This window comes from Mycolicibacterium peregrinum, assembly GCF_001665625.1.
GTDB lineage: Bacteria > Actinomycetota > Actinomycetes > Mycobacteriales > Mycobacteriaceae > Mycobacterium > Mycobacterium peregrinum_B.
Map to the genome: position 1 here is coordinate 13,018 of NZ_LZSY01000021.1, position 14,894 is coordinate 27,911.

Consider the following 14,894-nt stretch of genomic DNA (forward strand, 5'->3'; position numbering starts at 1 on the left):
ATGGCTAGAGTTGTAGAAAATCGGGCGGCCCCGTCGGGCATGCCACGAGTCCACCGAGGCTGAAACGGGAGTTCACGAGTGGGGATGCGGCCCGCGGCGAGGATGCCGAAGTTGACGCGACGAAGCCGGGTACTGATCGGCCTGGCACTGGTGGTAGTGCTGGCGCTGTTGATCGGACCTCGGGTCGTCGACGGCTATGTCGACTGGTTGTGGTTCGGCGAGCTGGGGTACCGCTCGGTGTTCACCACGGTGCTGGCCACCCGGCTCATCGTGTTCCTCGTGGTCGGGCTGCTCATCGGTCTGGTGGTGTTCGCCGGCCTGGCCCTGGCCTATCGCACCCGTCCGGTGTTCGTCCCGGCGGCGGGCCCGAACGATCCGGTGGCGCGTTACCGGACCACCGTGTTGGCCCGGCTGCGCTTGTTCGGGATCGGGGTGCCGGTCTTCATCGGCCTGCTGGCCGGTGTCATCGCGCAGAGCTACTGGGTGCGCGTGCAGTTGTTCCTGCACGGCAGTGACTTCGGGATCACCGATCCGCAGTTCGGTCGGGATCTGGGCTTCTACGCGTTCGACCTGCCGTTCTATCGGCTGGTCCTGACGTATCTGTTCGTCGCGACCTTCCTGGCGTTCGTCGCGAATCTGCTGGGGCACTATGTGTTCGGCGGAATCCGTCTCGCCGGTCGCAGCGGAGCGCTGAGCCGCGCTGCGCGCATCCAGCTGATCAGCCTGGTCGGCTTCCTGATCCTGCTCAAGGCATTCGCGTACTGGTTGGACCGCTACGAGTTGCTGAGCAATACCCGCGCCGGCAAGCCGTTCACCGGTGCGGGCTACACCGATATCAACGCCGTGCTGCCTGCCAAGCTCATCCTGCTGGCGATCGCCCTGATCTGCGCGGTGGCGGTGTTCTCGGCGATCGTGCTGCGTGATTTGCGGATTCCGGCCATCGGTGTGGTGCTGTTGCTGCTGAGCTCGATGGTGGTCGGCGCAGGGTGGCCGCTGATCGTCGAGCAGTTCAGCGTCAAGCCCAACGCCGCGCAGAAGGAAAGCGAGTACATCAGCCGCAGTATCACCGCGACCCGGCAGGCCTACGGGCTCACCGACGATACGGTGACGTACCGCAATTACGAGAGCAACGGTCAGACCACCGCCGCGCAGGTCGCCGCGGACCGGGCGACCACATCGAACATCCGGTTGCTCGATCCGACGATCGTCAGCCCCGCGTTCACCCAGTTCCAGCAGGGTAAGAACTTCTACTTCTTCCCGGATCAGCTGGCCATCGACCGCTACGCCGGCCCCGACGGCGGTCTTCGTGACTTCGTCGTCGCCGCACGCGAACTCAATCCGGACCGGCTGATCGAGAACCAGCGCGACTGGATCAACCGGCACACCGTCTACACCCACGGCAACGGCTTCATCGCCTCGCCGGCCAACACGGTGCGCGGTATTGCCAACGACCCCAACCAGAACGGTGGTTACCCGGAGTTCCTCGCCAGCGTCGTCGGTGCCAACGGCAAGGTGGTCTCGCCCGGGCCGGCACCGCTGGACCAGCCCCGGGTGTACTTCGGGCCGGTGATCGCCGATACCGCGGCCGACTATGCCATCGTCGGCAAGAACGGTGACGTCGACCGCGAATACGACTACGAGACCAACACCGACACCAAGAACTACACGTACTCGGGCACCGGCGGTGTGCCGATCGGTAACTGGCTGGCCCGGTCGGTGTTCGCCGCCAAGTTCGCCGAGCGAAACTTCCTGCTGTCCAACGTGATCGGTGAGAACAGCAAGATCCTGTTCAACCGGGATCCGGCCGAGCGGGTGGAGGCGGTGGCGCCGTGGCTGACCACCGACACATCCGTGTACCCGGCGATCGTCAACAAGCGAATGGTCTGGATCGTCGACGGCTACACCACGCTGGACAACTATCCGTATTCGGAGTTGACGACGTTGTCGAGCGCGACGGCCGATTCGAACGAGGTGGCGGTCAACCGGCTGGCACCGGACAAGCAGGTGTCGTACATCCGCAACTCGGTCAAGGCCACCGTCGATGCCTACGACGGCACGGTCACGCTGTACGCCCAGGACGAGCAGGATCCGGTGCTCAAGGCCTGGATGAGCGTGTTCCCCGGCACGGTCAAGCCGAAGGCGGACATCTCTCCGGAACTGCAGGCGCACCTGCGTTATCCCGAGGATCTGTTCAAGGTTCAGCGGTCGCTGCTGACCAAGTACCACGTCGACGACCCGGTGAAGTTCTTCACCAACGCCGACTTCTGGAATGTGCCGCTGGATCCCAACCCGACGGCAAGCAGCTATCAGCCGCCGTTCTACATCGTCGCCAAAGACCTGGTGAACAACAATGGTTCGCCGTCGTTCCAGTTGACCAGTGCATTGAACTGGCTGCAGCGCGAGTTCTTGGCGGCCTATGTCAGCGCCAGCTCGGACCCGGCGACCTACGGCAAGATCACCGTGCTGACGATCCCGGGCGAGGTCAAGGGGCCCAAGCAGGCGTTCAACGCGATCAGTACCGATACCGCGGTGACGCAGGACCTCGGTGTGATCGGACGCGACAACCTGAACCGGATCCGGTGGGGCAACCTGTTGACCCTGCCGGTGGCCGACGGTGGATTGCTTTATGTGGCACCGGTTTACGCGTCACCGGGAACCAGTGACGCAGCCTCGACGTATCCGCGGTTGATCCGGGTGGCCATGCTCTACGGCGACAAGGTGGGTTACGGCCCGACCGTCGGTGCCGCGCTGACCGAGCTGTTCGGGCCGGGTGCCGGCGCCACCGCCACCAATGTGGCCCCCACCGACGGCAAGCCGCAGTCTGCCGCGACGCCGGAAGCGGCACCGGCGGCGCCGCCACCGGCCAATGCCGACGGCCAGGCGCCCCAGGCCGTCCCACCGCCGGCCGCCGCAGTGCCGCCAGGTGAGCCGGTGCAGCTGTCGCCGGCCAAGTCCGCGGCGCTCAAGGACGTCGAGTCGGCGCTGTCGGAGGCACAGGATGCACAGCGCAGTGGCGACTTCGGTAAGTACGGGCAGGCGTTGCAGCGCTTGAACGATGCGATGAACAAGTTCAACACCGCCAAGTAGCCCTCACACACGCGAAAAGACGCGTAGGTACCGCGCAGATCTCGGGATTTCGGGTACCTACGCGTCTTCTCGTGGTAGTTGCCGCGCCGAATATTGGTGCATCACCGGGCCGCTCCGGTGGGTGACAATGGACCAGTACTAGGTGGGCGTCGGGCGGTGGGGAGTCGCTGGTGGCGGTGACGATTTCGCAAGTGCTGGGCAGCCATCCCGAGCAACTGGTGTCGGCCGCCGGTGATGTGGCCTCAGCAGCGGGTGACATCGACAATCAGATCGCCCGCGAGCGCCTGCAGTTGACCCGGTTGGCGTCGGACTGGCGCGGCACCGCGTCCGACACCGCGCAGGGCCACGCCACCGAGATGTTCGGCGATCAGGAGCTCTACCGCGACAGGCTCAAGTTGCTGCACACCGCGATGTCCTCCGGTGGTGCGGAGCTCGGCAGCATCCGCACCCGGGTGTCGGATCTGGTGTCGAGTCCGGAGGCGGACCTGTTCGACATCTCCGACGAGGGCCGGGTCTCGCTGGGATGGCGGCTGAAGGCCCTGGTGGCGGTGTATCCGGTACTGGCCCTGAAGTGGGGGATGCGTCGGCTGGCGTTGCAGACGTCCATTCAGACCGCGTTGGCCGAATTCGACGCGGCGGACAAGTCGACGGCCAGCAAGATGGACCGGATCAACAAGGGGCTCGTGAAATGAAGCCTCGGGCCGTCGGCTGCGTGACATGAGTGACGCCACGCTCTACGTCGATGAACAGACGATGCGGGAGACGGCGTCCACCTTCGACACCGCGGGCCATGGCGTCAGCGGCAATCGCGCCGGTCCGGTCATCTCCGGTGCCGCCGGGGCGATGCCCTCGCTGGCGGTCGGGGCGGCATGCGGGACGGTGGGATCCGCACTCACCGAGCAGGCCAAGATGCTGGGCGGCGATGTGACGGTGTACGCGCAGAAGCTCCGGGTGGCCGCCGACCGTTACGAGCGCGGGGATGACGAGGCGGCCGAACGCATCGACTTCACCGGGACGGCCGAGCTGCCCGACGCCGGTGAGCATCCGCCGGTCACTGATTACGAGAAGGCGTTGCGTGATGCCGGGCTTCTCACCGGCCCGGTGGTGCCAGGATCCAAATACGCTCAGTGGCTGGAGAATGCGTCCAAGCACGGGGTCGACCCGCAGACCATGGTCGACATCGCCCGGGCACAGAACATCACCCCGCAGTCGTTCGACGTGCTCAACGGACTGCAGGAGGTCAAGGACAAGGACGGCAAGTCGTTCTTCATCCTGCCGCCCGGTACCAGCAAGGAGGACGCGAAGAAGGCCGTGGTGATGACCTACATCCTCAACGCCGGCACCGACTACGACGCCGCCGAGGCCGGTGCGGACGGGAAAGTGGGCACCGCCGACGACGTTCACAACGATTTCGAGGAAACGCCCTACTCGGCTTCCGAGGTGCAGCGCATCATCGACCGACAGAACGCGAACTCCTGGAGCTATGACCAGATTTTCGACAAGGGCGGCGGGGGATCGTTGGCCACGACACCCAACGGCATGCTGATGGGGTTGGGCGGGCCGGTGATGGACAAGATCGGCGTCCACGGCGGTACAACCTACGGCGACGTGTTCGTGATGAACATCGACGGATCCAAGGATCCGGCTGCTCAGCTGAGCCAGATCATCCAATCGGGGTCCAACTGGGGACAAGATGGCAGCGGTGTGCCGTTCCAGAGCACCCTCGACCTCGACCGCCTGTTGCACCACGAGGAGCGCCATTCCGAACAGTGGGCCCAGAAGGGATTCGCCTGGATGGCACGGGATTACGGGCTGGGTGCGATCATCGAACAGAAGACCGGCATCAACCCGCTGGAACGCGATGCCGGCTTGTCCGACGGGGGTTATTCGTGAGGTCCTGGCTGGCCGTGCTGTTGACGCTGCTGGTGGCGGCGGGGCTCACCGCTTGCCGGACCGGGGACCGCCCGTGGTCGGATGCCCCGTCCGCCGCCCCGATGCGACCGGCGTTCGGTGCCCGGGTCACCGACAGCAAGCTGGAGATCTGGATGCCGCCGAGCTGCGTCGGGGTGCGGTCGGTGGAGGTCGGGTTCGGATTCGGCCCGAAGCTCGTGTTGACCGATCCCTCCGGTACGGCGACTCTCGACCGGTTCACCGTCGGCGGACCCTATCCGGGTCTGACCGTGACGGAAGCGCCGCCGCCTGACTTCGATTGGCGCACAGAAGAATATTTGTTCCTCAATGTGCAGTCCACACCCGGGGGGTATCCCGCGACCGCTCGGACGGCCGAGATCGTCGCCGGATCTGACAGTCACCCGGCCGACACCTTCTACTTCGAAGGCGTCGGTTGGCTCGACGCCGCGGGTGTGGCGGAGAAAGAAGGCAAGGAGTTCGCCGGAGTGTGCACGCCGCAAAAGAAGTGATGCGGCTCAGGTCTACTGCCGCGCCACTGCCTCTGTGAACTGGCCGCCAAGTCAACGCCAAGTCGTCTAGGCGATGCTGTGTGGCGAGTATCTTGCACGGACTTTCTGCGCTCATCTTGAGAGGACCCCGATGACCCTGACCGATGTCGCCCACGACGGCCTGGACGACGCGTTGAAGGGCCTGCGAGCCCACGTCGCCGCCCCCGTGGCGCTACCTGGGGAAGCCGGCTATGAACGGGCCACCCCGTGGAATGCGGCGGCCGCTGTCGAGCCTGCCGCGGTGGTGCTGGCGGCCACCGCCTACGACATCGCCAACACCGTGGGCTTCGCGGCGGCCAGGGGTTACCGGGTCGCCGTCCAGGCCACCGGCCACGGCGCCATGGTGGTGGCCCCCGACACGATCCTGGTGCTGACCTCTGAGATGACCAGTGTCAGCGTCGATCCGGTGGCGCGTACCGCGCGGGTGGCGGCCGGGGCCACGTGGCAGCAGGTGCTCGACGCGGCCGCCCCGCACGGTCTGGCCGGTCTGGGCGGTTCGGCCCCCAGCGTGGGCGTCGTGGGATTTCTCACCGGCGCAGGCATCGGGCCCTTGGTCCGCACGTTCGGGCTGTCGTCGGACTACGTGCGGTCGTTCGAGTTGGTCACCGGGGCGGGGGAGCTGCTGCGTGCCACGCCGGAGGAGAACGCGGAGTTGTTCTGGGGGCTGCGCGGCGGAAAGTCCACGCTGGGTATCGTCACCTCGGTCGAGATCGATCTGCTGCCGATCGCCGAGTTCTACGGTGGCGCCGTGTATTTCGACGGTGCAGACGCCGGCGTTGTGCTGCGCGAGTGGGCGAGCTGGTGTGCCGGCCTGCCCGAATCGATATCGACATCCATTGCACTGCAACAGCTCCCGCCGATGCCCGGAGTTCCGGAGCCGTTGGCCGGCCGCTTGACCGTGGCGGTGCGGTACGTGGCCGTCGGCGATTTCGCCGAGGCCGAGCGGTTGCTGGCGCCGATGCGCGCAGTCGCGACCCCGGTGCTCGATACCGTCGCGGTGATGCCCTATGCCGCCATCGGCGCCGTGCACGCCGATCCGGTGGATCCGATGCCGATATTCGAGCACCACACGCTGTTGCGGGAACTGACCGCGGAGACGGTCGAGGTGCTGCTGGCCGCGGCCGGGCCGGATTCGGGCTCGGTGCAGACGATCGTGGAAGTCCGGATGCTGGGCGGGGCGCTGGCCCGTGAGGGACGGCACCGCAGCGCGTTCTGCCATCGGGACGCCGCCTTCGCGGTGAGCACCATCGGGGTCCTGGTACCCCCGATCGCCGATGCCGTGGTGCCGCAGGCCGGCGCGCTCATCGTGGCTCTGTCGCCATGGTCCAGCGGCGGCCAGCTCGCCAATTTCGCACCGTCCGAGGACGCCGGGCGGGCCGCCCGGGTCTATGACGAGGACACCCGGCACTGGTTGGCCGCACTGGCCGACCGGCACGACCCGGCCGGGGTGTTCCGGTGCGGTCAGGTGGTGCGTTTTGTGGGCTGATTTCCGGTCGTTTTCGGGCCGGAAACCTCTCTGAGCACTCGATTTGGAGCTCCGCGTAAGACCCCGGTAACCTTGTATTCGCAACGCGGGGTGGAGCAGCTCGGTAGCTCGCTGGGCTCATAACCCAGAGGTCGCAGGTTCGAATCCTGTCCCCGCTACCAAGAGGAAATGGCCCTCGGAGATTATCTCCGGGGGCCATTTTCATGCCATTCGGGAACGTGTTTGAGAACAAAAGGCTGCCTAACCATAGATTCAGGAGCTGGCCAAAGGGCGATCAACAGCCGTTGAACTGGCGGTCTGCGGCCCGCACGGGGTGCTTGCTCGGGGCGGTGCTAAATGGTTCCTGGAGAACCGTTGCGACCAGATGTCTTCGACTTCGGTGATCGGCCACACGTAACCGAGGTCTGACTCATCGCTTGTTCTGCCCGAGTAGACGCCCCGATCTCCGATTGCGGTCGCAGCGTGATCGCGAGACCGTTTCCGACGGGTTGGGAACACTGCCCCTTCGGGGGTGCGCCGGTTGACAACCGAGCCGGTCAGACTCGTTCGCGGCCGTGCATCGAGGATCAGAGGCAGCTGCTAGCCGTCAAGCACCACATCGAGTGCGTGTCCGAAGCAGCGTCGCCGCGGATCCACAATGGGAATAGCGGATCAGTTGACAGCGCATACGGAGATCCCACGACGAAGACATCTTGAGCCGGCTCAAGTGTCGATCACTCTGTCTCGCCAGGCTCGGCTTCCGTGGTCGGAGATTGCCAGCGATATACCAAGTCGTCGTCATTGAAGTTGACGGCTTCCGACATCGACGTCACCCCCTTGGACTTGGTGCTGCTTCGAGATGTGTGACCAGTCTTCGCCGATAAGAGGTATGAGAAGCTGCCGCGCGCGAAACTCCGTGGACGCAGAGCGTTCGTCGCCCTCGGAGGCGCGAAACTGCCGCCCTTCGGCAGGAGGGCTTAGTCAAAAGCATGGTCTGTGGATTGACCCCGCGTACTCGGTGTGGAGCTGGATCTGTTGCCTCGGGGCTTGTCGTTTGGATGCGCGTCGCTCAGGGGCGAGGAAGCCGAATGACCTGGCTGCCGATAAGCGCCTGGACGATTACAGGGCGCGTGGCTGGCGGCTCGATTTTCAGCGTGAGAACCACCATCGGACGGCAGAGCGGACCCAGCAACGTCGGATTCCGTTCCATTAACTGCCGCCGTCCTTCAGCGGATCGAACCGATGGACAGGTCCGACTCGCTGGAGCCAAGTAGAAGGAGCTCAAATCGATGCCCTCGTCATTTACGGCGCACGGCCTGCGCGCCACCCTGAGTTGTCGGCCCCGCGAGTTAAGGTCACGCCGTGAACGTGCCGCGTCCGAACCAACATTCGGGGCCCTTGGCTGGCCACGTGAAACGCGGGAGGGTCTTCATGTCGCCGCTCGCGGCGACCGGGTTACTCAATGTCGGGGACTGGGTGAGGGATGACCTACCTGATCTTCTCTGGCCAGTCCTAGTCCTTTCTGAACGGGGCACCGACCAGGCGGTGAGGTTTGTGCGCTGGCAGAGGCGTGTGATGGACGAGCTGGAGGGTAGCGTCGAGCGGGCGTTCCTCGCGGAATGCCTCGACGGACGTCTCTCAGGCCTGCAGCGACTGTCGGTAAGGAATCCCGGCGCGATCGAAGCCGTGACCTTGCATGCGTCGAGGCTGGGATTGCTGTCAGACGGCGTCCGTCGAACGCTGTCGTCGTACCCAGACAGGCCTGCGGAGTGGTTGACTGGCGTGGAGATGGAACCTCCAGGCGAAGCCGAGGCCAATCGACTCGCCAAGGCGGTGTTTGAGGCTATGACTGATGGGCACCGCGAGGCGATCATCAAGTGCATCGCCATATGGAGCCGTGTCCAGGCGGGGACGCTTACGACCAGTCAACACACTGTCGACCTTCTCAAGTACTACCCAAACGACTCCGCCACAGTTTCGGAAGCGGACTGCGTCGTGCGGGCGATGTGGGGCGCTCTGCGGGGCGCAATAATCTCCCGTGATCCCGATTGCTTTGTCGACGGCATTCGCTTTTCCAAGATCTTCTGGGGTGTGAATTCGATGACGACACGCTGTTTGCGCGCGCGAGATACGAAGCCCGACGAACAAGTCGATGATGCCGGCGCGGCTCCCTCCGATGAACCCCCACGTACGCAATCCGAGTCCTCGGATCTCCTCCGCGAGGATTTCCAGCAGCGAGCCATGGACTTGACATCGAGCTACATCGAGGCGGTGGAGAAAAGTCCGTCCAGACTGTACGACCCATCACGTGAAGAGGTCCACACGGGCCTGGTTGTGCGCGCAGCGCGCGAGGTAATAGCGATGCTTGGATCGCCCGATCTCTGGTGCTCGGAGCATGGTTCGGGCGTCGGCCGAACCCTCGTGGAGAATCGGATCCTGCTGGTATGGATGGCTACCCAGAACCAAGAGAAAATCTATCGGCGATACAAGGACTATGGCGCGGGCAAAGCCAAGTTATACGCGTTGCTCGCAAAGGGTGTGCCGAGCGACTGGCTGGTCAATGGCGTCGAAGAGGCGGTGTCTGTCATTGAGAAGGCAAGTCACAACGACGATGTCCTCGACCACCGGGCAGTCGACATCAGCGCGAACTTCGCCGGCAAATCCTTGAGACAGATGGCCGACGAATGCGGGTTAGCTGACCTATACCGGCACGCCTACCAAATGCAGAGCGGCATCTCGCACTCCGAATGGTGGTCGATTGAAATCCACTGTATGGAGCCATGTCTCAATGTCCTGCACCGTGGTCATTTAATTCCGAGCATGTCCCTACCCTCTGGGGGCAGCGATGACATCGCACGGTCTTGGCTCATTGCCCTCTACGGGCTCATTAGAGCGAGCCTGGACGTACTCGGTGTTGCAGATTCCACAGTGCAAACGGCGTTCGGTTGGCTCGAGGAAGTCGACATGCCCGAGGATGCGTGGAGTCCTTCAACCTCAGATTCCGAGAGCGGCATCTGATCCAACCCGACCGGCGGCCGGAGATTCTATTTCGGTCCTGCAAGCGTCTTACACGTCGAGCTGCCACTGCCAGACATCATCATCAGAATCCGGCGCCTTCGCCAGTCCAGTGTTGGAGAACCCCAGGTGCTTGAGAATTCGTACGGATGGATTGAGTTCCGTCGCCGTACGCGCAATTACCGTACCGACAGCGCCGCTGCGCCTGACCTGCTCGACAAGAGCCGATACAGCAGCGGTACCAAGGCCACGCTGTTGAAATGATGGGGCGATTTCGTAGCCGATCTCGACCGCTCGGTCTTTATCGGGCGGCCCTTGAAAGCCGCCTGAGCCGACAAGAACTCCATCCCCATCGAAGAAGAAGTAGACCCGCCAGTCAACCTCCTCGGGATGCTCCGCCAAGCGCTCGATCACGTAGGTGAACATATCGCTCGTCTCGGGCCAGCCGTCGGGGACAGGGCCTATGACAGCCTCGAGGGCCTGCCGGTCGTCCAACGCATTCCTAAGTTCTTCGACCATTGCCGGTCGGATCGTCATTCCTGGCACATTCGAAGTCTGCCCTAACGGCCGAGCGTGCCGCTAAGGTCGCCATTCGCGGGTCGGCCAGAGTCGGGCAGCTGGGGGAGCGCCGATGGCCATTTCGTACTGTGCTGGCGTTCGACCATGATGATCCGCAGCCAGCCAGGATGCGTGCCTCAAACTCGGACCTGATCACGTGCGGAGCGGTCGGCCACTACGTCGTCCGCTCCAGCGTCCCGGGCGCGACGGAGACGGGTGTCAGATCACGTACGGCGCAATGAGCGTGGTGGCGCCCAGGACCACCACTCCGATCAGGAACGCGACGACCGTAAAGCCCATCACCTGACGGACATTGAGTTTCGCAATCGCCAGCAGGGGCAGTAGCCAGAACGGCTGGATCATGTTCGCGACGCCCTCGCCCACGGCCACCGCCATGGAGATCAAACCCAGGTACGCCGGTGAGTCCTGACCGATCGCCAGCGCCGAATCGACGGCGATCGGGCCCTGTACCGCCCAGTGCCCACCGCCCGACGGCACGAACAGGCTGATGATCAATGAGCCGATGAAGGTCAGGAACGGCAGCGTGTACTGGGACGCGCCGTTCACGAACGCCTCGGCCAGCAGGGTTTGCAGCGGTTTGGCACCCTCCACCGCCTGATAGCCCAGCAAGCCGACCAGACCGCCGTACAGCGGGTACTGCAGGAGCAGTGGGCCGGACACCTTGGCGGCACCGGTGAAGGCCCGGATGAACCGGATCGGTGTCCGGTGCAGCAACGCACTGGTGATGGTGAACAGCATGATCATCGACGAGATGTTCAGTGCGAAGCCGCTGAGGATGAAATAGGCGATGCCCGCGGCGAATACCAGGACGTTGAGGATCCACAGGTTTTCCAGCCATTCGGCGAACGTCTTCTTGCCTTCCGCCGGCGAAGCGGCCGATCCGCCCACGTCCTCGGGCGCATCCTCGTCCTCGAACACCGCGGGATCGGGTGCGAGGCTCTGTGTCGGTTCCATCCGCCAGATGGCGAGCGCGAGCAGCGCCAGCACGACGATCACCGACAGCCAGCTGTAGGGCTGGAAGATCGTCTGGCTCAGCGGCACGGTGACGCCGGTGATCTTGTGGATCACGTTGATCGGGCTGCTGCTGTCCGTGTTCGCCAGGGCGATCGACGACGAGAGCCCCTGCGTCCACACGATGAAGCCCATGAACGCCGCCGCGATGAGGTAGCCGAAATGCGCGTCGGTGAATCGCTTCGCAACCTGGCGGGCGACCAGCGCGCCGGCCACCAGCCCGAGCCCCCAGTTCAGCAGGGAGAGAACAGCGCTCACGCCGAAACAGAGGAAGGCGCCCTGAACCTGGTTGTTCGGTTTGGCGGCGATGGCGACGATGGCCCGTTTCAGAATCGGCGCCTCGGCGAGCGTGTAACCCGTCACCAGGATCAGAACCATCTGGAAGGCGAACGTGAAGATGTTCTGCGATCCCCACACACCGCCGTACCACGCCTTGAGCATGCCGTCGGGGGTTGCACCGTGCACCAAGAAGGCGACCAGGCCGGCAACGATGAGGGTCAGGATGACCGCGAACAGATATGGGTCGGGCATCAGACGCTCGACATAGCGGACACACAGCCCGGTGAGGGACTGCATGATTCCGCGGCGCTTGGTCCGCGGTTCTTCGCTCGTGGTCATTGATCTACCTCGCCGTTTTGGTGCCCAATCGCTGCCGCCGTCGGCAGCAGCCGCCGCGGTTCGGCACGGACTCTAGTCTTTGGAGCACTCCGCAGTGGGCGGTTGGCCGGGACGGATCGACAGAGTCCACTCGCCGACGAACTGCCGGGTGGATGGTGCCCAGTCGGTGCGAATATCGCACTGGCCCAGCGCTTCGTGCGGCGTGGCTGCGCTCGTCTGCTGCCGTGTTTCGAGGCGGCTCGATGGGCGAGCACTGCCGGCGCCGGTCAACCACAGCAAAAAATCGGTTTCCCTGATGTCGGGTGTCCGACCTACCCTGGGTGGCTGCGCAGGCATAGCTCGGGGGAGCTAGGAGAGTGGGAAACAATGACGGGCCCGAGCACGGGGGAGATCGCGGCGCAACCGCGTGCCCAGTCGAGCGCCAATGTCATCATCGCGCTGTTGGTCAGCTCGGCGTTCGTGATGATCCTCAACGAGACGATCATGAGCGTGGCGTTACCCGCCCTGATCGTCGATCTGGACATCTCGGCGAGCACCGCGCAATGGCTCACCAGTGGCTTCCTGTTGACCATGGCGGTGGTCATCCCGATGTCGGGTTCGCTGCTGCAGCGGTTCCCGGTGCGCAGTATCTACCTGGCGTCGATGACCCTGTTCTGTACCGGCACATTGGTGGCCGCGCTCGCGCCGGGGTTCACGGTTCTGCTGGTCGGGCGCATCGTGCAGGCCTGCGGTACCGCGGTCATGATGCCGCTGCTGATGACGACGGTCATGACGCTGATTCCTGCGGACCGGCGCGGCCAGATGATGGGCACCATCTCGATCGTCATCGCCGTCGCGCCGGCGATCGGGCCCACGCTGTCGGGGTTCATCCTCGGCTCACTGGACTGGCGATGGATGTTCTGGATCGTGCTGCCGATCGCCCTGCTCGCGCTGAGCGCCGGTCTGGCGTGGCTGCGCGTCGACGACGAACGGGAGGATCCCACCCCGATCGATCCTGTCTCGGTCCCGCTGTCGGCGATCGCGTTCGCGGGCTTGGTGTTCGGGCTGTCGCTCATGGGCGAATCCGCTCACAGCCCGCAGTCGGTGCCTGCGTGGGTGCCGATGGTGATCGGTGCGGCGGCGATGGTGGCCTTCGGTGCGCGGCAGATACTGCTGCAACGACGCGACCGTGCGTTCCTGGATCTGCGGCCCTTCACCTATCGGCGGTTCTCGGTGTCGCTGAGCCTGGTGGTCCTCGGCTTCATGGGGTTGTTCGGCGCCATCATCATGGTGCCGCTGTACGTGCAGGACGTACTGAAGCAGAGCGCACTGGTGGCCGGGTTGGCGACGCTGCCCGGCGGGCTGTTGATGGGGTTGGCCGGGCCGCTGGTCGGCCGAGCCTATGACCGTCACGGCGCCCGTCTGCTGGTCGTGCCCGGGTCGTTGATGCTGTGTGTGTCGCTGTGGGGTTTCACGCTGCTGTCGGCGGCGTCACCGGTCTGGGAACTGGTGGTCTTGCAGTCGGTCATGATGTTGGGCCTGTCGATGATGTTCACCCCGTTGATGACTGACGCGCTCGCAGTCCTGCCAGACCGGCTCTATTCGCATGGCAGTGCCATCCTGACGACGCTGCAGCAGGTTGGCGGTGCCGCGGGAACCGCGTTGTTCGTGACGGTGATGACCAAGGCGTCCCACTCGGGTGGGGCCCCGGATCTGCCCGGCGTGCATGCGGCCTTCACAGCCGCCGCGGTGATCAGCGTGTTCGCCGTGATCGGGTCCTTCTTCACCGCTCCGCGTCCGAGCCCCGCGGGTGGCACGCCGACACATTGAGCCCGGGCGCTCGGTCGAGGTCGGGCACAATCGGGCGCATGGGCAAAGTCGTGGTCATCACGGGCGCGGGTAGTGGTATCGGCCGCGCGACGGCCCGGGTTCTGCTGGACGCCGGACATCAGGTGGCGCTGGCCGGCCGCCGCGCCGAGCCGCTGGCCGAGGTGGGAGGCGGGAATCCCAACGCCCGCATCGTGCCGACCGACGTCACGGATTCAGCCTCGGTGCAGGCGTTGTTCGCCGACGCGGTGTCGACATTCGGGCGCGTGGATGTGTTGTTCAACAACGCAGGGGTGTTCGGGCCGTCGGCGTCGATCGCCGACCTCGCCGACCAGCAGTGGCACGACACTTGGCGCACCAACGTCGACGGCGCGGTGTTCTGTGCACGGGAAGCCGCTCGAGTCATGGCCGCCCAGCTGCCCCGCGGCGGGCGCATCATCAACAACGGATCGATCTCGGCACACCGGCCCCGCCCCAAAAGCCTGGCCTACACCGTCACGAAACACGCGATGAGTGGGCTGACCGCATCAATGTTGTTGGACCTTCGCGATATCGACATCTGCGTCACCCAGATCGACATCGGCAATGCCGCGACCGACATGACTGCGGGATTCAGTCACCAGACCCTGCAGGCCGACGGAAGTCTCGCAGCTGAACCGACTTTCGACGTCGGGCATGTGGCCCGCGCCGTGGCGCACCTGATCGATCTGCCCCTGGAGGTGTCGGTGCCGACGCTGACGGTCATGGCGCGGTCCATGCCGTACTTCGGCCGCGGCTGAGGGAACAGACCCCGAGATCAACCGGCGATCGCCAACCGCCGAAAAACAACAGAGCCGGAGGCCTTCGGGCCACCG

At 64.7% G+C, this 14,894-nt stretch carries 10 protein-coding genes and 1 tRNA gene; 9 read left to right on the forward strand and 2 right to left on the reverse strand.

Annotated features, from left to right (window positions below):
- The first annotated feature begins 78 nt into the window (after positions 1-78).
- The 7 genes from A5779_RS03115 (at position 79) to A5779_RS03145 (ending at position 10,029) form a co-directional block, all read left to right on the forward strand.
- Positions 79-3,087 (forward strand): UPF0182 family protein, encoded by a 3,009-nt coding sequence (locus A5779_RS03115; RefSeq protein WP_064878842.1) that lies wholly within the window; start codon positions 79-81, stop codon positions 3,085-3,087.
- Positions 3,088-3,257: 170 nt separating this feature from the next.
- On the forward strand, positions 3,258-3,779 hold the full coding sequence (locus tag A5779_RS03120; RefSeq protein WP_064878844.1) for a WXG100 family type VII secretion target: 522 nt from the start codon (positions 3,258-3,260) through the stop codon (positions 3,777-3,779).
- 25 nt (positions 3,780-3,804) lie between these two features.
- Positions 3,805-4,980 (forward strand): type VII secretion target, encoded by a 1,176-nt coding sequence (locus A5779_RS03125; protein WP_064878846.1) that lies wholly within the window; start codon positions 3,805-3,807, stop codon positions 4,978-4,980.
- Complete coding sequence (locus A5779_RS03130) at positions 4,977-5,507, forward strand: hypothetical protein (protein WP_064878848.1); 531 nt, start codon at positions 4,977-4,979, stop codon at positions 5,505-5,507. Before A5779_RS03125 ends, A5779_RS03130 begins: the two co-directional genes overlap by 4 nt.
- A 130-nt stretch (positions 5,508-5,637) precedes the next feature.
- Positions 5,638-7,032: an FAD-binding oxidoreductase gene (locus A5779_RS03135; RefSeq protein ID WP_064878850.1), complete on the forward strand. Its 1,395-nt coding sequence runs from the start codon at positions 5,638-5,640 to the stop codon at positions 7,030-7,032.
- A gap of 84 nt (positions 7,033-7,116) precedes the next feature.
- Positions 7,117-7,193 (forward strand) — tRNA-Met (locus A5779_RS03140).
- A 1,249-nt stretch (positions 7,194-8,442) separates the two neighbouring features.
- Positions 8,443-10,029, forward strand: a complete 1,587-nt coding sequence (locus A5779_RS03145) for a DUF5677 domain-containing protein (protein ID WP_131811561.1) — start codon at positions 8,443-8,445, stop codon at positions 10,027-10,029.
- A gap of 48 nt (positions 10,030-10,077) precedes the next feature.
- Here the strand turns inward: A5779_RS03145 and A5779_RS03150 are convergent, their stop codons facing one another.
- Together A5779_RS03150 and A5779_RS03155 are read right to left on the reverse strand one after the other, a co-directional pair.
- Positions 10,078-10,563 carry a GNAT family N-acetyltransferase gene (locus A5779_RS03150; protein WP_082941508.1) on the reverse strand — a complete coding sequence of 162 codons (486 nt, stop codon included), beginning with the start codon at positions 10,561-10,563 and terminating at the stop codon, positions 10,078-10,080.
- A gap of 240 nt (positions 10,564-10,803) precedes the next feature.
- On the reverse strand, positions 10,804-12,234 hold the full coding sequence (locus A5779_RS03155; protein ID WP_064878854.1) for a TIGR00366 family protein: 1,431 nt from the start codon (positions 12,232-12,234) through the stop codon (positions 10,804-10,806).
- A gap of 366 nt (positions 12,235-12,600) precedes the next feature.
- Here A5779_RS03155 and A5779_RS03160 point away from each other — a divergent pair, with 366 nt between their 5' ends.
- Together A5779_RS03160 and A5779_RS03165 are read left to right on the forward strand one after the other, a co-directional pair.
- A complete protein-coding gene (locus A5779_RS03160; protein ID WP_064878856.1) occupies positions 12,601-14,043 on the forward strand; it encodes a DHA2 family efflux MFS transporter permease subunit in 1,443 nt (480 codons plus the stop codon).
- A gap of 38 nt (positions 14,044-14,081) precedes the next feature.
- Entirely contained in the window at positions 14,082-14,819 is a 738-nt protein-coding gene (locus A5779_RS03165) for an SDR family oxidoreductase (RefSeq protein ID WP_064878858.1), read from the forward strand.
- Positions 14,820-14,894: the final 75 nt, after the last annotated feature.

Bases quoted from the DNA above. Each gene is read 5' to 3' on its own strand.
- A5779_RS03150 (WP_082941508.1), bottom strand. From the start codon at position 10,563: ATGACGATCCGACCGGCAATGGTCGAAGAACTTAGGAATGCGTTGGAC.
- A5779_RS03125 (WP_064878846.1), top strand. From the start codon at position 3,805: ATGAGTGACGCCACGCTCTACGTCGATGAACAGACGATGCGGGAGACG.
- A5779_RS03145 (WP_131811561.1), top strand. From the start codon at position 8,443: ATGTCGCCGCTCGCGGCGACCGGGTTACTCAATGTCGGGGACTGGGTG.
- A5779_RS03155 (WP_064878854.1), bottom strand. From the start codon at position 12,234: ATGACCACGAGCGAAGAACCGCGGACCAAGCGCCGCGGAATCATGCAG.
- A5779_RS03135 (WP_064878850.1), top strand. From the start codon at position 5,638: ATGACCCTGACCGATGTCGCCCACGACGGCCTGGACGACGCGTTGAAG.
- A5779_RS03165 (WP_064878858.1), top strand. From the start codon at position 14,082: ATGGGCAAAGTCGTGGTCATCACGGGCGCGGGTAGTGGTATCGGCCGC.
- A5779_RS03160 (WP_064878856.1), top strand. From the start codon at position 12,601: ATGACGGGCCCGAGCACGGGGGAGATCGCGGCGCAACCGCGTGCCCAG.